The sequence below is a fragment of the Cryobacterium sp. TMT1-66-1 genome, from assembly GCF_004403435.1.
Lineage (GTDB): Bacteria > Actinomycetota > Actinomycetes > Actinomycetales > Microbacteriaceae > Cryobacterium > Cryobacterium flavum.
In genome coordinates, this window is the sequence record NZ_SOGP01000001.1 from 42,023 (window position 1) to 59,698 (window position 17,676).

At 65.9% G+C, this 17,676-nt stretch carries 16 protein-coding genes; 12 read left to right on the forward strand and 4 right to left on the reverse strand.

Annotated elements, in window-relative coordinates; translation table 11 throughout:
• The first annotated feature begins 70 nt into the window (after window positions 1–70).
• The 5 genes from E3T29_RS00225 to E3T29_RS00245 all read left to right on the forward strand — a co-directional run bounded on the left by E3T29_RS00225 (window position 71) and on the right by E3T29_RS00245 (window position 6,446).
• Window positions 71–631 (forward strand): GDSL-type esterase/lipase family protein, encoded by a 561-nt coding sequence (locus tag E3T29_RS00225; RefSeq protein ID WP_104088789.1) that lies wholly within the window; start codon window positions 71–73, stop codon window positions 629–631.
• Window positions 632–686: 55 nt separating this feature from the next.
• On the forward strand, window positions 687–2,597 hold the full coding sequence (locus E3T29_RS19490; protein ID WP_166792295.1) for a DUF2207 domain-containing protein: 1,911 nt from the start codon (window positions 687–689) through the stop codon (window positions 2,595–2,597).
• A complete protein-coding gene (locus E3T29_RS00235) occupies window positions 2,597–2,932 on the forward strand; it encodes a DUF6804 family protein (RefSeq protein WP_241987563.1) in 336 nt (111 codons plus the stop codon). Before E3T29_RS19490 ends, E3T29_RS00235 begins: the two co-directional genes overlap by 1 nt.
• A 293-nt stretch (window positions 2,933–3,225) precedes the next feature.
• Window positions 3,226–5,412, forward strand: coding sequence for a DEAD/DEAH box helicase (locus tag E3T29_RS00240; RefSeq protein ID WP_134343603.1), 2,187 nt, complete (start codon window positions 3,226–3,228; stop codon window positions 5,410–5,412).
• Between the two features lie 5 nt (window positions 5,413–5,417).
• The gene (locus tag E3T29_RS00245) at window positions 5,418–6,446 is read left to right on the forward strand and encodes a 6-phosphofructokinase (RefSeq protein ID WP_092340956.1); all 1,029 of its coding nucleotides are present in this window, start codon (window positions 5,418–5,420) and stop codon (window positions 6,444–6,446) included.
• A 105-nt stretch (window positions 6,447–6,551) separates the two neighbouring features.
• Here the strand turns inward: E3T29_RS00245 and E3T29_RS00250 are convergent, their stop codons facing one another.
• Window positions 6,552–6,806 (reverse strand): mycoredoxin, encoded by a 255-nt coding sequence (locus tag E3T29_RS00250; protein ID WP_134343604.1) that lies wholly within the window; start codon window positions 6,804–6,806, stop codon window positions 6,552–6,554.
• A 57-nt stretch (window positions 6,807–6,863) separates the two neighbouring features.
• Between E3T29_RS00250 and E3T29_RS00255 the strand changes: the two genes are divergently transcribed.
• The 3 genes from E3T29_RS00255 to E3T29_RS00265 are packed head-to-tail and all read left to right on the forward strand — an operon-like array spanning window position 6,864 to window position 8,864.
• Entirely contained in the window at window positions 6,864–7,337 is a 474-nt protein-coding gene (locus E3T29_RS00255) for an 8-oxo-dGTP diphosphatase (protein ID WP_134343605.1), read from the forward strand.
• Window positions 7,330–8,535 (forward strand): inorganic phosphate transporter, encoded by a 1,206-nt coding sequence (locus E3T29_RS00260; RefSeq protein ID WP_233197330.1) that lies wholly within the window; start codon window positions 7,330–7,332, stop codon window positions 8,533–8,535. The genes E3T29_RS00255 and E3T29_RS00260 overlap by 8 nt, the downstream gene beginning before the upstream one ends.
• Window positions 8,532–8,864 (forward strand): peptidase, encoded by a 333-nt coding sequence (locus E3T29_RS00265; RefSeq protein WP_092340960.1) that lies wholly within the window; start codon window positions 8,532–8,534, stop codon window positions 8,862–8,864. The genes E3T29_RS00260 and E3T29_RS00265 overlap by 4 nt, the downstream gene beginning before the upstream one ends.
• A gap of 83 nt (window positions 8,865–8,947) precedes the next feature.
• On the opposite strand, the gene E3T29_RS00270 is transcribed toward E3T29_RS00265, so the two are convergent.
• On the reverse strand, window positions 8,948–10,225 hold the full coding sequence (locus E3T29_RS00270) for a uracil-xanthine permease family protein (protein ID WP_134343606.1): 1,278 nt from the start codon (window positions 10,223–10,225) through the stop codon (window positions 8,948–8,950).
• A gap of 125 nt (window positions 10,226–10,350) precedes the next feature.
• Between E3T29_RS00270 and E3T29_RS00275 the strand changes: the two genes are divergently transcribed.
• The 4 genes from E3T29_RS00275 (at window position 10,351) to E3T29_RS00290 (ending at window position 15,208) form a co-directional block, all read left to right on the forward strand.
• Window positions 10,351–11,910 (forward strand): carboxylesterase/lipase family protein, encoded by a 1,560-nt coding sequence (locus tag E3T29_RS00275; protein WP_134343607.1) that lies wholly within the window; start codon window positions 10,351–10,353, stop codon window positions 11,908–11,910.
• A 124-nt stretch (window positions 11,911–12,034) separates the two neighbouring features.
• Window positions 12,035–13,462: an NCS2 family permease gene (locus tag E3T29_RS00280; protein ID WP_370449082.1), complete on the forward strand. Its 1,428-nt coding sequence runs from the start codon at window positions 12,035–12,037 to the stop codon at window positions 13,460–13,462.
• A gap of 53 nt (window positions 13,463–13,515) precedes the next feature.
• Window positions 13,516–13,917 carry a hypothetical protein gene (locus tag E3T29_RS00285; RefSeq protein ID WP_134343609.1) on the forward strand — a complete coding sequence of 134 codons (402 nt, stop codon included), beginning with the start codon at window positions 13,516–13,518 and terminating at the stop codon, window positions 13,915–13,917.
• A 25-nt stretch (window positions 13,918–13,942) separates the two neighbouring features.
• Window positions 13,943–15,208, forward strand: coding sequence for an MFS transporter (locus E3T29_RS00290; protein ID WP_134343610.1), 1,266 nt, complete (start codon window positions 13,943–13,945; stop codon window positions 15,206–15,208).
• Here E3T29_RS00290 and E3T29_RS00295 read toward each other — a convergent pair.
• Together E3T29_RS00295 and E3T29_RS00300 are read right to left on the reverse strand one after the other, a co-directional pair.
• Window positions 15,205–16,080, reverse strand: coding sequence for a fumarylacetoacetate hydrolase family protein (locus E3T29_RS00295; protein WP_166789992.1), 876 nt, complete (start codon window positions 16,078–16,080; stop codon window positions 15,205–15,207). The two genes, E3T29_RS00290 and E3T29_RS00295, sit on opposite strands and share 4 nt — an antisense overlap.
• Window positions 16,081–16,098: 18 nt before the next feature.
• The gene (locus E3T29_RS00300; protein WP_134343611.1) at window positions 16,099–17,667 is read right to left on the reverse strand and encodes a DNA-3-methyladenine glycosylase 2; all 1,569 of its coding nucleotides are present in this window, start codon (window positions 17,665–17,667) and stop codon (window positions 16,099–16,101) included.
• Between the last annotated feature and the right edge of the window lie 9 nt (window positions 17,668–17,676).

A 17,676-nucleotide genomic window follows, 5' to 3' on the forward strand; every position in this document is an offset into this window, starting at 1 on the left:
TGAGTATACTCTGAGAATTCTGGCGGCTCGGCCTGGTTCGGGGCATGATGGTTACGAGTAGGAGGCCACTATGTCAGTTTCTCTCGCCTTTCTGGGCGACGGCCTTGTCGCGAGCGGTCTGTGGGACGAGTGGTTTCCCGAGCACGATGTGCACAATTTGGCCGCCAGTGGAAACACCACTGATGAGGTGATCGCGCAGATTGATCGGGTGATTGAGTTGCGGCCGGACGCCATCGTGATCGGGGTCGGTACCAACGATCTCGGCTGGCGCAAGTCCGACGAATACGTCGTGCGCAACGTCGAGACCATCCTGCACACCCTCCGTCGAGCCCTGCCAGAGACCCGCATAATGGTGCAGTCCGTTTTACCGCGTGACCGGGACTTTGCCGAGACCATCCGCTCAATAAACCGGCACGTGTGGCAGTATGCACCCACCCAGCACGTGCAATACCTTGACCTCTGGCCAGCTCTCGCCCTGCCGGACGGCGAGCTCGACCCGGCACTCGGTATCGACCGCCTGCACCTGAATCCGGCCGGGTACGCGGCCTGGCTCGCCGAACTGAAGCCGGGGCTGGAGATGCTGTTCGAACGCCCGCCGTCGACGACATCGATTCCCATCCAGCACGCCTGAACCGCCAGGGACGAGCGCACGGCTGCCTGCTTGGCACGCTCGGTAGAGTGGACTCATGCTCAGATCGGTTCGCCCCGCACTCGTCCTCACTCTCGGTGCGCTGATTAGCGGGGGTCTGGTCATCGGGGGAGCCGTGCTCGCCCCGACGCCGCCAGCGCAGGCCGCCACCGCTCCGCTCAGCCTGGTGGGCGCAGGCGTCAACGACTTCAGCTTTGACTCCTTCGACGCCCAATACGACCTTGGCCTGGACGCTGACGGCCGGTCAACGCTGACAACCGTCGAGACCATCGTGGCCCGCTTCCCAGAGATCGACCAAAACCACGGCATTCAGCGCGCCATCCCCACGCACTACCGGGGGCGTCCCACCGACATCGTGATCGAGAGCGTCACCGACGAGAACGGCACGCCCCGACCGTTTGGCACCGAGACCACCAGCGAAGACCGCGATGAAGAGTTTCTCGTGGTGACGAGTGCCGCCGACGAATTCGTGCACGGTGCAGAGACCTACGTGATCACGTACGCGCAATCCAACGTCACGCTGTATCCCGACAACGCCGAAACCGAAGAGTTCTACTGGGACGTAAACGGCACCGGATGGGACCAGCCGTTCGGCCTGGTCACCGCAACGGTGCGGTTCGATCCGGAGCTCGTCGACCGGTTGAGCGGCAAGCTGCGGTGTTTTCAGGGGCGGGATGATTCTCAGTTGCCCTGTGACAGCATCCGTTTCACCGGGTCCGACACTGAACCCACCGTCTCCGCGGTTACCCGCGAGCTCGGGCCGCAGGAGAACCTGACCATCGATGTCGAGTTTCAGCCGGGTACCTTTGTGCCGCGCGATGATTCCTTCACCGCCAACGCCTTCCCCAGCATTGGGCTGGCCGCCGCCATCGTGGCGTTGCTGACGGCCCTGTTGGCCGCACTGTTACGCGCCACCCGATTGCGTGACGCGCGCGGTCGATTCACCATCATCGCCGAGTATCTTCCGCCGCGAGGGGTGAACCTGCTCACCTCCGGAGACATCGTCGGTGCCTCGAGCAAGGCGATGGCGGCCCAGTTCATCAGCTTCGCGGTGCGTGGCAACGTGCGTATTCTCGAGACCGGCGACAAGAAGAGTCACTTTCTGCTCGAATTCGTGCACGCCGACGGCGTCGACGAGACCGAGAGCCGCATTCTCGGCAAGCTCTTTCCCGGACTGCAGCCCGGCGACCAACGTGACCTGAAGAAGAAGAGCATTTCGTTGAGCAAGGCGCTGGCGAAGGAACGCACGGCGAGCCACGCGGAATCTCTGCGTTTGGGTTTGCGGGAACAGAAAAACGTCGCCCTGCGCAGTGTGCTCATGGGGATTGCCGTGGTCAGCGGTGGTGTCGCCGTCGTGGCCGGCCTGGGCGCCGTCATCACGGTGGTGGGCGGGTTCTGGCCCCTGCTGATCATCGCGCTGGGCGTCGTGGCTGCCGTTGCCACGATCGCGTTGGTCGCCAATTTTAGAACGCTCACTGAAAGTGGTGCGGAACTGCGTGACTATCTGAAGGGCGTCAAGTTGTATATAGGTCTCGCCGAAGCCGATCGGCTGCGAGTGTTGCAGAGTCCGGAGGGAGCCGTGCGTTCCGTCTATCGGCCGGAAAACGGTCGGCCAAATCTCGGCCTTGCCACCGCGACAGCGGATGCCCCCGCCGTACAGATCGTGAAACTCTACGAACGCGTGCTGCCCTTGGCCGTACTGTTCGGGCAGGAGAAGGACTGGTCCGGCGTGCTGAGCCAGTACTACGCCGAGAGCAACACCCAGCCCGACTGGTATTACGGGTCCGGAATCTTCCAGGCGGCGTACTTCGCGGGTGCGATCAGCTCCTTCCAGGCCGCCACGACGGCGTCCTGGTCGGGCAGCGCCACGAGCTCATCGAGCTCCGGTGGAGGCGGCGGCGGTTTCTCGGGCGGCGGAGGCGGCGGCGGGGGCGGGGGAGGAGTCTGATGGGCACTCCAGCCGCACCGACGTTCACTCGCTCGGCTCTCGCGCCTGGCCTGCTGGGCGCCATCGTTCTGCTCGCCGGACTCGCGCTTCTGGACGGCGAGAGTTTCATCATCATTCGCTACGCGGTCAGTATTCTGGCGCTCATCATCTGCGTCTTCGTGATTCAGGCCCGGTCCTGGTACTGGCTGATCGGTCTCGTTCCGATGGCTATCCTGTGGAACCCGGTCGTGATCATCGACCTCAGCGGTCAGGGCTGGGTCTCGGCTCAGTTCATCGCGGCGATCGTTTTCATCGTCGTCGGTCTGCGCACCAAAGTGCCAATTCGCAAGGATTGAACGTCGGGCGTAGACTACTATCGCGTTGAGAGAACTCGATCAGATCTCTACTGGCTCTCGCATTCGGTGGCAGTACCTGTCATATCTGCACCACCGTTGCGACAGCATCCGCTTGACCTTGGGTCCGGCGTCATGATCAGGGCCCGTGCTGTGTTTCGTGTACCACCTGTTTCTGCACGCCGGAGAAACGGTGTGCGCGCACTGCGCGTTTCGGTAACACCAGAATGCCGTGACCGGCACGCTCGGATAGGTACAGCCGGTACCCGTACCGTGCTGCTTCGAAGTGGAGAACAATGGCTTATACCCGCACCGATGCCTCGAGCAGCCGGAACAACCTCGGTCGTAGTGGGTCCACCCGCAATCGGGCTCACCCGCGTTCCCGCGACGATGATGCGCCGATCATTCCGATTCTCGCCCGCAAGGTGCGCGAGGTCGAAGCGAAGGCGCAGTCCGGTACCAAGCTCGGGCCGACCAACCGCACGAAATACCAGGTCATCGCCCTGCTGATGCGAGAGGAACGCGCCCGGGTCAAAGGCGACAAAGAGCTCTCCGACGCGAACCGAGCAGAGCTGCTCAAACGCCTCGATGGGATCGCCCAGATTCTGGCCAAGACGGCCGCCCGTGACACGAGCCTGATAACCCTGCTCGAACCCGATGCGGGCGTCTCCACCGTCGCCCAGCGGTTTCGGCGCGATTGGCTGCTCGAATCCGGTGCCGAGCTCAGCCCCGACGAACTCATCATCACCCGTGAGCCCGAGGCCGCACCGGTCGTGCTGCAGAACCAGGTCATCCCGCAGTCGGTGAAAGCCCGGCAGCTGGCTAACCCGTTCCTGGCCCCCGACTTCAGCGCAGCGGCCCAGCCGATCGTGCACCCGCGTCGACTCGCCAACTGGGAACTGCTCGGCCCCCTGTTCAAATCTTTCGAGTACGGTTCAGGCGGCCAGGCGGCCAGCATGGACATGCCGGAAGCCCCCCGCCTCGACCGGCTCTCCCCGGGCGGCATGGAGCTCATGCGGCACCAGGCACGTTTCATCGAGAGCGCCCGCCTCGGCCACCGCAGCTACCTGCTCGCCGACGAGCCTGGCCTCGGCAAAACCGCGCAAAGCCTGCTGGCGGCATCCGTTGCCAACGCCTACCCGTTGCTGGCCATCGTGCCGAACGTGGTCAAGATGAACTGGGCCCGCGAAGTTGAGCTGTGGACGCCGAACCGGCGGGCCACCGTCATCCACGGCGACGGAGACACCCTCGACGCGTTCGCCGACGTGGTCGTGGTGAATTACGACGTGCTCGACCGCCACCTGGCCTGGCTCGGCACGCTCGGGTTCAAGGGCATGGTCGTCGATGAGGCGCACTTCATCAAGAATTTGTCCTCGCAGCGGTCCAAACACGTGCTGTCGCTCGCCGACCAGATCCGCCGCCGCACTCCGGGCGGCAACCCGCTGCTGATGGCGCTCACCGGCACCCCTCTCATCAACGACGTCGATGATTTTCGTGCCATCTGGCAGTTCCTCGGCTGGATCGACGGCGACAAGCCGGCCCCCGCCCTTCTGAAACGCCTCGAAGAGACCGGGCTGACTCCCGCCGACATGGGGTTCTACAAGGAAGCCCGCGCCGCTGTCATTGATATGGGCATCGTGCGTCGCCGCAAGGTCGACGTCGCCGCCGACCTGCCGGCCAAGCGCATCGCCGACCTGCCGGTGGAACTCGACGATGACCTCGGCCGATCCATTCGTCAAGCCGAACGTGAGCTGGGTGCCCGTCTGGTCACCCGCTACCAGGCGCTCGTGGCTGCCCGCCATGCCGGTTCCGGCGGTCCAGCTGTTCCCGACGAAGACCAGCGGGATGCCTATATTCGCTCCGTCGCCCACGCCGAGCTCGAAGATTCCAAGGGCCAGACCACTGGCGAAAACGTCTTCACGATGGTGCGCAAGATCGGTCAGGCCAAGGCCGGGCTCGCAGCCGATTACGCTGCGCAACTCGCCCGCTCGGTCGGCAAGGTGGTGTTCTTCGCCAAGCACATCGACGTCATGGACACCGCGGAGGAGATCTTCGCCAAGCGCGACCTGAAAACGGTTTCGCTGCGCGGCGACCAGAGTGCCCTGGCCCGCCAGGCCGCGATCGACTCGTTCAACAACGATCCCGACGTCGCGATCGCGGTGTGTTCGCTCACCGCGGCCGGTGTCGGCGTGAACCTGCAGGCCGCGTCCAACGTGGTGCTCGCCGAACTCAGCTGGACCGCTGCCGAGCAGACCCAGGCCATCGACCGGGTGCACCGCATCGGCCAGGACGAGCCGGTCACCGCGTGGCGCATCATCGCCGCGCACACCATCGATGCGCGTATCGCCGACCTGATCGGCAGCAAAGAGGGTCTGGCCGCCCGCGCCCTCGATGGGTCTCAGGCAGAGTTTTCGGCCACCGAATCGGTGCAGGCAAGTGCGCTTATCTTCCTGCTCACCCAGGCCCTCGACGGAAAGCTGTAACCCGCATGAAGATCGGTATTCTCACCAGCGGCGGCGACTGCCCCGGACTGAACGCGGTCATTCGCGGCGCCGTGCTCAAGGGGGTGCGCACGCATGATTTCGAGTTCGTCGGAATCCGCAATGGCTGGCGCGGACTCGTGCAGAGCGAGTTCATGGAACTCGATCGTCACAGCGTGCGCGGCCTGTCTCGCCAGGGCGGCACCATTTTGGGCAGTTCCCGCACCAACCCGTTCGAGGGCGAGCACGGCGGCCCGGAGAATATCCAGCGCACCCTCGACGCCAACGGCATCGACGCCGTGATCGCGATCGGCGGGGAGGGCACGCTGACCGCAGCGCACCGCCTCACCGAGGCCGGACTCAACATTGTCGGCGTGCCGAAAACCATCGACAATGATCTCGAGGCGACCGACTACTCGTTCGGCTTCAACACCGCCGTCGAAATCGCCACCGAAGCCATCGACCGGCTGCGTACGACCGCCGAATCGCACGGGCGCTGCATGGTCGTCGAGGTCATGGGACGCCACGTCGGCTGGATTGCGCTGCACTCCGGCATGGCCGGCGGCGCCCACGCCATCCTCATTCCTGAGCAGCCCAAGTCGATCGAGCAGATCTGCGACTGGGTCGAGCACGTTCGCGACCGCGGTCGGGCCCCGGTCATCGTCGTCTCGGAGGGTTTTCTGCTCTCCGGCATGGAGAAGGCGCACTCCACCAAGGGCCTCGACGCCTTTCATCGGCCTCGTCTGGGCGGAATCAGCGAGATCATCGCCCCGTTGATCGAAGAACGCACCGGCATCGAAAGCCGGGCCACGGTGCTCGGCCACACCCAGCGCGGCGGCGCACCGTCGGCCTACGACCGGGTGCTCGCCACCCGCCTGGGTATGGCGGCGGTCGACGCGATCCACAACTCCCAGTGGGGCTCCATGGTGTCGCTGCGCGGCACCGAGATCGACGTCGTGAGCATCGCATCGGCCACGATCGGCCTCAAGCGGGTCTCACCGGCCCGCTACGACGAGGCTGCCGTACTCTTCGGCTAGAAGAGTGCGCTCGTGGCACGCGTTTGAGCTCGTGGCACGCGTTCAAACCAGTGCCAGCTTCTCAAACGAGTGCCGCGAGGTGCCGAGCTGGGCCCGGCGGGCTGCTCAGGCGAGTTTGGCCTGCACCTGGGCCAGCGAGGGATTGGTCGCGGCCGATCCGTCGGGGTACAGAATGGTCGGCACGGTCTGGTTGCCGTTGTTCAGGCTCATCACGAGTTCGGGTGTGCCGTCAACCTGCTCGATATTCACCTCGGTGTAGCCGATACCGGCGGTGTCGAGCTGTTTCTTCAATCGTTTGCAGTAGCCGCACCAATCGGTGGTGAACATGGTGATGGTTCCGGTAGCGGGTACAAAGTTCATTCTGCAAGCTTATCCGAGCCGCATCCGAATGCACCGCGTGCGCGTTAAGATGAAGCAATGACTTTGCCCCAGGTATGCGTGTGCTACCTCACTCGACTATCTCCCGAAGGCAACCGGCAGGTACTGCTGGGCCGCAAGAAGAAAGGCCTCGGCGTAGGCAACATCGTCGGCCTCGGCGGCAAGCTCGAAATCGGCGAAAGTGCAGTGGATGCTGCCGTGCGCGAAATCGAAGAGGAATCCGGGCTGGTGGTGGCGGCATCCGCTTTGACGGAACTGGGGTATCTCACCTACCTGTTTCCGCACCGCCAGGAGTGGAGCCAGGAATCGACCGTGTTCGTCTGCGACGACTGGTCCGGAACGCCGCGGGAATCGAACGAGCTGAACCCCGTCTGGTTCGAGGTGGCGAGCCTGCCGGTCGATGAGATGTGGGACGACGCCCGGCATTGGCTGCCCGGGGTGCTCGACGGAGTGCCGGTGCGCGCCACGTTCACCTTCGGAGCCGACTTGGAAAGCGTGGTGTCTCGTGCCTGAATTCAGCCTCATCATCGTGCTGGTCATTGCGCTGGCACTCATCTTCGACTTCACCAACGGTTTTCACGACACGGCCAATGCCATGGCCACCCCGATCGCGACCGGCGCGATGAAGCCCAAGGTCGCCGTTGGCGTCGCCGCCATTCTCAACCTGGTCGGTGCTTTTCTCTCGACCGAGGTTGCCCGCACAGTGTCTGGCGGCATTATCAAGGAGGGGGACGGCGGGGTACTGATCACCCCCGAACTCATCTTCGCGGGCCTGATCGGCGCGATCGTGTGGAACCTGGTCACCTGGCTGATGGGCCTGCCGTCCAGCTCGAGCCACGCCCTGTTCGGTGGGCTGATCGGCGCCACGATCATCGGCGTCGGTACCCAGGCCGTTGACTACAACGTCGTGGCCGCCAAGGTGATCCTGCCCGCGCTGATCGCGCCGCTGATCGCGGGAGGCGTGGCGCTCGTCGCCACCCGCCTGGCCTACACGATCACCCGGCGCGACGTCGGCAAGCCAGACGGCCGCGGCGGGTTCCGTTACGCGCAGATCTTCTCCTCCTCGCTCGTCGCGCTGGCCCACGGCACCAACGATGCCCAGAAGACCATGGGAGTGATCACCCTCACCCTCATCGCCGGCGGGTTTCAGGCAGTCGGCAGCGGGCCCACCTTCTGGGTCATCGCCGCCTGCGCCCTCGCCATTGCCGTCGGCACCTACACCGGCGGCTGGCGCATCATCCGCACCATGGGCACCGGCCTGACCGAGATCAAGCCGGCCCAGGGTTTCGCCGCCGAAACCAGCACCGCGGCCACGATCCTCGCCTCCAGCCATCTCGGATTCGCCCTCTCCACCACCCAGGTTGCCTCCGGCTCGGTGATCGGCTCCGGCCTGGGCCGCCGCGGGTCGACCATCCGCTGGGGGATGGCCGGCCGCATCGCTCTCGGCTGGGTCATGACCCTGCCGGCTTCGGCCATCATGGGCGCATTCGCCGCCGGACTCGCCCTGCTCGGGCCGATCGGCATCGTGCTCGACATGGTGATCGGAACGATCGTCATCATGGCCCTGTTCCGCTGGTCGCGTCGCAACCGGGTCTCGCACCACACCCTGCTCAACGACATCGATGATGCGGGACGGGTGGTCAACATCAAGAAGACGCCGCGCCGGCCCACGCGGCGTGGCCGCGGCGACCGCAAGAAGGTATCGCTGTGATCGACTGGAGCGCCTTTCTCATCGTCTCGGCCGCGTCACTGTTCTCGGCCGCTCTGCTCGTGAGCCTCTACTCGCTGGGCCTGCGCCTGCTTACCACGGCCGGTCGCATCCCGCTGGTGGAGCCGCACGAATTCACCGGCGCGATCACCGTGCTGAGCCCGAAGAAGGCCGCGAAACAGGTCAAACGAGCGCGCAAGGCCGCCGCGGCCAACCCGCTCGCGCCCGGGCTGAAACGCTTGGCGCTTTACGCCGGCTATGCCTGTTTCGTGCTGTGCGGCATCGCCGTGCTCTACGGCGTCTACCTGATCGTGCCCGCCCTGCACCGATAGCCTGCCTCCACGGACGGGGCCCGGGCCCAGTTTATAAACTGGGCCCACGGACGGGGCCTGGGCCCCGTCCGTGTGAGGGTGGGTCAGGTGGTTTGGCGCAGGCGGCCGAGCCGGGTCATCAGGTGGTAGATCGTGATGGCCGCCACGGTGCCGAGGGCGATGCCGTTGAAGCTCAGGGTGCCCGCGTTCAGGGTGAAGTCGGCGATGCCTATGATCAGCGCGGTCGCGGCCGTGAACTGGTTAACCGGCTTGGAGAAGTCGACCTTGTTGTCAAGCCAGATCTTGACGCCGATGACACCGATCAGCCCGTAGAGCGCAGTGGTGACACCGCCGAGCACCCCGTCGGGGATGGTGAAGATGATCGCCCCGACCTTGGGGGAGAGGCCGAGCAGAATCGCGACGATGCCGGCCACCCAGTAGGCCGCCGTGGAGTAGATGCGGGTGGCCGCCATGACGCCGATGTTCTCGCCGTAGGTCGTAGTTCCGCTGCCGCCGCCGAAACCGGCCAGCATGGTGGCGAGGCCGTCGGCGAGCAGGGCCCGTCCGGTGAGCCGGTTCACCTTCGCATCCGTCATCTGGGCGACGCCCTTGATGTGGCCAACGTTCTCGGCGATCAGCACGAGGACGACGGGGATAAAAGCGGGCAGCACCCCGAAGACTGCGGCCGGGTTCTCAAACGGGTTGGCCGGGGCGGTGAACGGCGGCAGCCCGATCCAGGCGGCGTCGGCGACGCGGCTGAAGTCGACCTCGCCGAAGAAGACGGCCGCGACGTAGCCAACGACCACGCCGAGAAAGATCGACAGTCGACCGAGGATGCCGCGAAACAGCACCGTGCACAGAATCACCGCGACAAGGGTGATCAGAGCGGTGAGCGGTGCCTTGTCGAAGTTGGCCTTAGCCACCGGGGCGAGGTTGAATCCGATTAGCGCGACGATGGCGCCCGACACGATCGGCGGCATGAGCCGGTCGATCCACCCGGTGCCGGTGAGCTGAACGATCACGCCGACCAGGGCTAGGAGTACCCCGACGGCCATGATGCCGAACAGGGCGCTGCCCATGCCGGCCGAGGCGGTTGCCGCGGTGATCGGTGCGATGAACGCGAACGACGAGCCGAGGTAGCTGGGCAGTTTGTTGCCGGTGATCAGCAAAAACAGGAGGGTTCCTATACCGGAGAACAGCAGTGTGGTGCTCGGCGGAAAGTCGGTGAGCAGCGGCACCAGAAAGGTCGCACCGAACATGGCCACGACGTGCTGCGAGCCGATGCCGATGGTCAGCGGCCAGCTCAGGCGTTCGCCCGGACCTACGACCTCCTGTGCCCCGACTGTTTTTCCGTCGCCGTGCAGGGTCCAGGGCAGTGCCATTGCGGTTCTCGTTTCTTTATGCTGCGTGATCAGTCCTGTTGCCTGATCACAGTCGAGCGTAGTCGCAGCCGACAACCGGTCCTCACGGCACGGTCCTCACAGCACGGCGGAATAGACTCGGGCGCATGAGCCAACTCGCTGATCCCACCACCGAGACGGGGCTGGAGGTGCGAGTGGCCAACGGACTGCTCCGTGGGGTGCGCGAGCGCGGTGTGCTGGCCTGGCGCGGTATCCCCTATGCGGCGGCTCCGGTGGGTGAGCGACGATTTCGTGCGCCGCAGCCGGCTCCGGCCTGGCACGGCGTGCGCGACGCGAGCGAGTGGGGCCCGATCGCCCCGCAGAGTCACAAGGGCCAGTTTCGCGGCGCTCACCCGCGCATTCCGCAGGGCGAAGACTGCCTCAACCTCAACGTGATCGCGCCAGACGAGCGGATGCGCCCCAGCGCGCAGCTCCAGGACGCACTGCGGCCGGTGATGGTGTTCATCCACGGCGGCGCTTACAGCGTCGGCTCCAGCCGTGAGGTTCCGCGGCAGGGGGAGGGCCTGGTGCGACGGGGCGGCATCGTTTACGTCAGCATCAACTACCGGCTCGGGGCCCTCGGGTACCTGGACTTCTCCCGGTATGCCACGACGGAGCATCCGTTTGAGAGCAACCTGGGATTACGAGACCAGGTCGCCGCCCTGCAATGGGTGCACGAGAACATTCACGCCTTCGGCGGCGACCCGGATGCCGTCACCCTGTTCGGCGAGTCGGCCGGCGGCAACGCGGTCACCACGCTGATGACCGTGCCGGGCGCGGCCGGACTGTTCCACCGGGCGATCGCGCAGAGTGCGCCGCCGAACGCGGTCTACCCGAGCGATCTCACCGCGCGCTGGGCCGGCGAATTCGTCGACAGCCTGACCGACGGCCCGTACAGCGACGCGGATGCCGCCCGACTGCTCCTCGCGGCCGACCCCGCGCAACTGGCCGCAGCGACGACAGCGCTGACCGTGCGCACTCCCGACCAAGACCCGGGCACGATCCCGCTCTGCCCCGTCATTGACGGCCATTTTCTGCCCGAGCGACCGCTCGATGCCTTTCGGGACGGCCGGGCCGCGCGCATCCCGCTGATCATCGGCACCAACGCGCGGGAGGGATCACTGTTCAGCGGCCGGATCGACATTCTGGCGACGACCCCGGCGCGGATCCGCGCGATATTCAAGAAAACCAAGAAGAAGGCGAAAAAGGCCCTCAAGGCGCAGTACCCGGGTATTCCCGCGTTGCGGGCGGCGCTCGATTTCGGCGGCGACTATTCGTTCTGGTATCCGAGCGTGAAGGTCGCAGAACGACACTCGCGCTATGCGCCGGTGTACTTCTACCGGTTCGACGCCGCGCCGCGGCTGCTGCGTCTGATGGGCCTCGACGCGACCCACGGCCTCGAACTGTTTCCGTTGTTCGACCGGCTCGACGGCTGGTTCGGCCGCGGCATGACGGCGCTCGGCGGGCGCCGCACTTTTCTGGACATTGCCACGAGGATGCAGGGCTGGTGGCTGGGTTTCGTCGCCGGCGGGGTGCCATCGGCGGCCTGGCCGCGCTACGACGAAAGCACCCGGGAAACGCTCATCATCGACCAAACAGACCACGTCGAATCCGATCCGCACAAGGAACGACGACTGGCCTGGGGACGGTTCGTGCCGCACGTTTGAGCTGACCCGGCTGGCCCGGTCGTAGACTGGAACCTTGCGTTAAAGGCCACGGCACTGGGAGCACACCATTTCGAGCACTGAAACACCCACCACTGCGGCCTCGCCGCAACCGGCAGCACGTGGCCTGAAGGCCCGGGTCGACTCCTACTTCGAGATCACCAGCCGCGGCTCCACCTGGTCGCGGGAATTTCGCGGCGGCGTCGTGACCTTCGTCACGATGGCCTACATCGTCATTTTGAACCCGCTGATTCTCGGCGGTTTCAGCGCCGACCAGGCCGCCGTCGACGTGGAAGGCGGCTGGTTGCCCAACGAGCAGGTTGCCGCCGTCACCGCCCTGACCGCCGGCGTCATGACCATTCTGTTCGGCCTCATCGCCCGACTGCCCTACGGTTTCGCTGCCGGGCTCGGCATCAACTCGTTCCTCGCTGTGAGCGTCGTTGGCCAGGTCACCTGGGCCGAAGCGATGGGCTTGGTCGTCATCAACGGCCTCATCATCGTGCTGCTGGCCTCGACCGGCCTGCGTGAACTCATCTTCAATGCCATCCCTCGTCCGCTGAAGATCGCCATCACGGTCGGCATCGGCCTGTTCATCGCGTTCATCGGACTGGTCGACTCCGGCTTCGTGCGGGCCAGCGGCGCGAACTCACCGCCCGTTCAGCTCGGCGACGCCGGCTCGATCGCTACCCTGCCGACCGCGGTCTTCGTGATTGGGCTCATCATCATCGGCGTGCTCCTGGCCCGCAAGGTCAAGGCAGCGCTGTTGATCGGCATCGTCGCCACCACCGCCATTGCCGTGATCCTCGAGGCCATCTTCAAGGTCGGCCCCTCGCTCGGTACGAACCCGGCCGGCTGGAACCTGAACGCCCCCGTGCTGCCGACGAGCGTCGTGGCGCTGCCCGACCTCGGCCTGATCGGCCAGGTGTCCTTCGGCGCGTTCGAACGCATCGGCATGCTCGCCGCAGTGATGCTCGTCTTCACCCTCGTGTTCACGAACTTCTTCGACGCCATGGGCACGATGACCGGCCTGGCCAGTGAGGCCGGCCTCGCCGACCAGGACGGCAAGTTTCCCCGGCTGAAGTCCGCCCTGATCGTGGAGGGCATCGGCGCCGTCGCCGGCGGCGCCACGAGCGCCTCCTCGAACACCGTCTTCATCGAATCCGGTGCCGGAATCGGCGAGGGTGCTCGCACCGGCGCGGCCAACGTGATCACCGGCATCCTCTTTTTGGCCGCCATGTTCTTCACGCCGTTGACCCAGATCGTGCCGCTCGAAGTGGCTGCCGCCGCTCTCGTCATCGTCGGGGCGCTCATGGTCTCGCAGATTCGTCACCTGGACTTCACCGAGTTCTCCAGCACGCTGCCGATCTTTCTGACCATCATCGTGATGCCGCTGACCTACTCGATCGCCAACGGCATCGGGGCCGGGTTCATCAGCTGGGTGCTCGTGCGCAGCCTTTCCGGCAAGGGCCGCGAGATCAGCCCGCTGCTCTGGGTCGTCGCGGTCGGTTTCGTGCTGTTCTTCGTGCGCGGCCCGGTGGAAGCGCTGATCGGCTGAACCGAGGCACCTGCTAGCACCCGGTAACCGATCCGATTCGTAAGCCGGGAATCATGCACGCAGCAAACGACGACGTTTACCGCCCGAGCGATCGCGACCTGCTCAAGGGCGCGATCAGGCAGCTTGCTGCCCAAACCGGCATTGCGGTGATCTTCGCCGGGCTGGTCAACCATGGCGAACTCGTCATCACCGAGTTCGTCGGCACCACGACGCAGGGGCTGAAGAATCTCAACGTGCAGCCGGGTGAGGGCGTCGGCGGGCGGGCCCTGCACCAGTCCCGGCCGTTCGGCGTCGCTGACTATTTCGACTCGCACCGCATCACCCACCACCATGACCAGGCCGTGCGAATCGCCCGCGCCTTCCGGCTTCTGCCCCCACCACCTCCCCCCGGGAGGAGGTGGTGGCCGCCGGCACCCGCTGCCACGCTGACATTCGCCACGACAACAGCGTTGTGACTCACGATGTCAAGGGAGATATCGCATGCTCGAAAGCACCGCAATCCGGCAGGCTCGGCCGACGCCGCGCCGCACCTCGATGGCCAGGGTGGCCGTCGCCAGTTCCATGGGCAGCATCATCGAGTTCTACGACTTTCTCATCTACGGCACGGCCGCCGCACTGGTGTTTCCGCAGGTGTTCTTCCCGGAGCTCGGCACCGGGGCCGGCACGCTCGCCTCGTTCGGAACGTTCGCCGTTGCGTTCGTATCGCGCCCGCTCGGCGCCATTCTGTTCGGGCATTTCGGAGACCGGCTCGGGCGCAAGAAGACCCTGGTCAGTACCCTTCTCATTATGGGTTTCGCGACCGTCACGATCGGTTTGCTGCCGAGCGCCAGCGTGATCGGGCTCGCCGCCCCGATCATTCTCGTGCTGCTGCGGTTTCTGCAGGGCTTCGCAGTCGGCGGCGAGTGGCCCGGAGCGGCATTATTAGCCGCCGAGTACGCACCGCCGAAGCGTCGCGGGCTGTACGCCGCATTTCCGCAACTCGGCCCGTCCATCGGATTCGCCCTGGCCAGCATGACCTTTCTGATCATCAACCTCACCCTCGGTGACGTCTCCGACGCGTTCCTCAGCTACGGCTGGCGTATCCCGTTCATTCTGAGCGCGGTACTCGTGATCATCGGCCTCTACATCGGCCTCTACATCCGGCTCAAGATCGAAGAGACGCCCGTGTTCAAGGCCGCAACGGATGCCAGGCGTGCCGCGCCCGTTGCCCGCAAACTTCCGGTTTGGGAAGTCGTGCGCAAGCAGCCCCGCCAGATTCTGCTCGGGGGAGCGTCGACCATGATGCTGTTCGCCTTCTTCTACACCGGCACCGCATTCCTCTCCAGCTACGGCACCAACCCCGAGGGCCTCGCCCACAGCCGGCCGACCATCCTGACTCTCGGCATCATCGGAGCCCTCGTCTTCGCCGTCGGCACCATCGCGAGCGCTATCCTCTCTGACCGGGTCGGTCGCCGGGCGGTCATCGTCGCGTCCTGCATCGTGGCGGTGCCGTGGTCGCTCGTGCTGTTTTCCATCCTTGATATCGGAACGGCCTGGTCCTTCGGCCTCGGACTCTCCGGCACGCTGCTCATCGTCGCCGGGATCTACGGCCCGGTCGGCGCGTTCCTGCCCGAACTGTTCGCCACCCGTTACCGCTACACCGGCGCCGGGATGGCCTACAACCTCGGTGCCCTGGTCGGCGGAGGCATCACCCCGCTGGTTGCAGCGTCGATCATCGCCACGTCGGGTAGATATCGGCGCTGTTAGATTTCGCGGCAGTGCGTCGTGAGCATGCCGATCTTGTCGATCGAGATGGTCACCGTGGACCCGTCGCGCAGAAAGATCGGGGGTTTGCGGCTGTATCCGGCGCCGCCCGGGCTGCCGGTGGAGATCAGGGTTCCCGGCATGAGGGTTGACGTTTTGGACAGGTAGGAGATGATCTCCGCGACGGTGCGCACCATGTCGCCGCTCGAGGCGTCCTGAAGGATGCGGCCGTCGACGTGCGTGGTCAACCAGAGGTTCTGCGGGTCACCGATCTCATCGGCGGTGACGACGAGCGGTCCGGTCGGGGTGAAGCCGTCGAAGGATTTGCACCGTGACCACTGCGCTTCGGAGAATTGCAGGTCGCGCGCGGTGATGTCGTTGACGACGGTGTAGCCGAAGACGTAGTCGAGGGCGTTGGCGACCGTCACGTTGCGGGCCGGGCGACCGATGATCACACCGAGTTCAGCCTCGTAGTCGACCTGTGTGGTGAGGTCGCGCGGCCAGGTGATGGTTGAGCCGTGCCCGGTGAGCGAGTTGGGCCAGAGCGAGAACACGGTAGCGGCGGTTTCGAGGCGCAGGCTCAGCTCGGAGGAGTGTGCGGCGTAGTTGGCGCCGATGGCGATGATCTGCGGCGGGCGCAGCACCGCGGAGGAATGCCGCAGTTCGTCGACCTGAGTCAGCACGGCACCGTTGGAGACGGCGTCGAGGCTGATCGCGCGCACCCGCTCGTAGCCGGCGTCGCCGCGTTCGAGCAGGTCTTGCAGGTCGCGGGGGGCGTCGTCCATGACGTCGTCGAGAAACAGTGCCGCATCGTCGAAGATCACGGCCAATCGGGGAACGGAGGAGCCGTCAACTCTCAAATGCGCAAATTTCACTCCTTTAGGCTAACCGGCTCAGCCTGCGGGTTGCCCTGTGAGGTGCTCCAACCCTCGGTCGGTCTGCTTGGAGGTAACGGCCCCCTGCGGTAAAGCGGGTGCACCGGCAGCGCGCCACAGGTGCATTCCGGCGTAACTCCGCCAGGGCGCCCAGTCAGCCCCGCGCGCGGCCAGAGCCCGGGGCTGAACCGGCAGACCGAGTCGGCCGGCACCCTGCCGCAGTGCCAAGTCGCTGGTCAGCAGGATGTCCGGACTGCCGAGCACGCGCATGGCCACGTACCCGGCCGTCCACGGTCCGATTCCCCGCAGCGCGACCAGACGTGCTTCGAGTTCGGTGCGGGTCTGCCCGGCTGACAGTTGCAATTCGCCCGAAGCCAGCGCCTCCGCGACCCGCAGGATCGTCTCGATGCGAGCGCCCGGCCCGCGCAGCACGCCGCGGCCGCCGGCGGCGATCTGCGCCGCGGTGGGAAAGAGCAGCCGAGACTCGGCCCCGGGCAGGCGTTCGCCAAGCGTGTCAGCCAGCCTGGTCAACGCGGTGCGGGCCGCGGCGACCGAAATCTGCTGCCCGATCAGCGCCCGGAACAGTGTCTCCTCGGCGTCCATACTGCCCGGTACACGGATGCCAGGGGCCCGGGCGACCGACCCGGCCAGCGCCGGGTCCGCGGCCAGATGGTGATCGATGGCCTGTGCGTCGGCATCGAGGTCGAACAGTCGACGCACCCGGCTCACCAGCGGTGCCAGGTCGGCGAGCTGGGTCAGACGGATGCTGCAGGCCAGCGCGGAGGCGGCATCCGTTCCCGACAGGGTCACGTCGATGGTGGCCGTGCCGTTCGGTAGCCGCACGGCGCGGGCGTAGCTCGTTGCGGTGGCCGTTTCGACGCCCGGGAGGGCGCGGGTTGCGAGAAAGCGCAGCAGCCCGGTGCCGTCGAACGGCGTTCGGGCCGGCAGCTGCAGGGTGATCCTGGTTTCGGCGGGATCGACGTCGGGGACCGAGTGCGTCAGTAGTGGGCGCCGGGTCGCTCGCACCTCGGTGGGGGTGCGTTCGTAGATGGCCGTGACGGTGTCGTTGAACTGGCGCACACTGCCAAAGCCGGCGGCGAACGCCACATCCGTAATCTTCAGGTCGGTGCCCAGCAACAACAGGCGTGCGGTCTGCGCACGATGCGCGCGGGCGAGGGCGAGCGGACCGGCACCGAGCTCGGCGACCAACACCCGAGTCAGATGCCGGGGAGTGTAGCCGAGGCTGGCGGCGAGCCCCGGCACGCCGTCGCGTTCGAGCACGCCGTCAGAAATCAGTCGCATCGCGCGGGCGGCGAGGTCGTCCCGCAGATTCCAGGCCGGTGAGCCGGGCACGGCGTCGGGCAGGCACCGTTTGCAGGCTCGCAGCCCGGCCTCATGGGCGGCCGCCGCGGTGAGGTAGAAGGACACATTGCCCGGTTTGGGCGTTGCGGCCGGGCAGCTCGGCCGGCAGTAGATGCCGGTCGTGTGCACGCCGGTGATGAACTGGCCGTCGAAACGAGTGTCGCGCGAGCACATTATGCGGTACCGCTCGGCGAAGACCTGATCGGCTGAAGCGGAGGACGTCATACCTCGAGC

What these genes read in the sequence shown, in the direction of transcription:
- E3T29_RS00290 (WP_134343610.1), top strand. Translation starts at nt 13,943, where the DNA reads ATGCTCGAAAGCACCGCAATCCGGCAGGCTCGGCCGACGCCGCGCCGC.
- E3T29_RS00270 (WP_134343606.1), bottom strand. Translation starts at nt 10,225, where the DNA reads ATGGCACTGCCCTGGACCCTGCACGGCGACGGAAAAACAGTCGGGGCA.
- E3T29_RS00300 (WP_134343611.1), bottom strand. Translation starts at nt 17,667, where the DNA reads ATGACGTCCTCCGCTTCAGCCGATCAGGTCTTCGCCGAGCGGTACCGC.
- E3T29_RS19490 (WP_166792295.1), top strand. Translation starts at nt 687, where the DNA reads ATGCTCAGATCGGTTCGCCCCGCACTCGTCCTCACTCTCGGTGCGCTG.
- E3T29_RS00285 (WP_134343609.1), top strand. Translation starts at nt 13,516, where the DNA reads ATGCACGCAGCAAACGACGACGTTTACCGCCCGAGCGATCGCGACCTG.
- E3T29_RS00275 (WP_134343607.1), top strand. Translation starts at nt 10,351, where the DNA reads ATGAGCCAACTCGCTGATCCCACCACCGAGACGGGGCTGGAGGTGCGA.
- E3T29_RS00225 (WP_104088789.1), top strand. Translation starts at nt 71, where the DNA reads ATGTCAGTTTCTCTCGCCTTTCTGGGCGACGGCCTTGTCGCGAGCGGT.
- E3T29_RS00235 (WP_241987563.1), top strand. Translation starts at nt 2,597, where the DNA reads ATGGGCACTCCAGCCGCACCGACGTTCACTCGCTCGGCTCTCGCGCCT.
- E3T29_RS00240 (WP_134343603.1), top strand. Translation starts at nt 3,226, where the DNA reads ATGGCTTATACCCGCACCGATGCCTCGAGCAGCCGGAACAACCTCGGT.
- E3T29_RS00245 (WP_092340956.1), top strand. Translation starts at nt 5,418, where the DNA reads ATGAAGATCGGTATTCTCACCAGCGGCGGCGACTGCCCCGGACTGAAC.
- E3T29_RS00250 (WP_134343604.1), bottom strand. Translation starts at nt 6,806, where the DNA reads ATGAACTTTGTACCCGCTACCGGAACCATCACCATGTTCACCACCGAT.
- E3T29_RS00255 (WP_134343605.1), top strand. Translation starts at nt 6,864, where the DNA reads ATGACTTTGCCCCAGGTATGCGTGTGCTACCTCACTCGACTATCTCCC.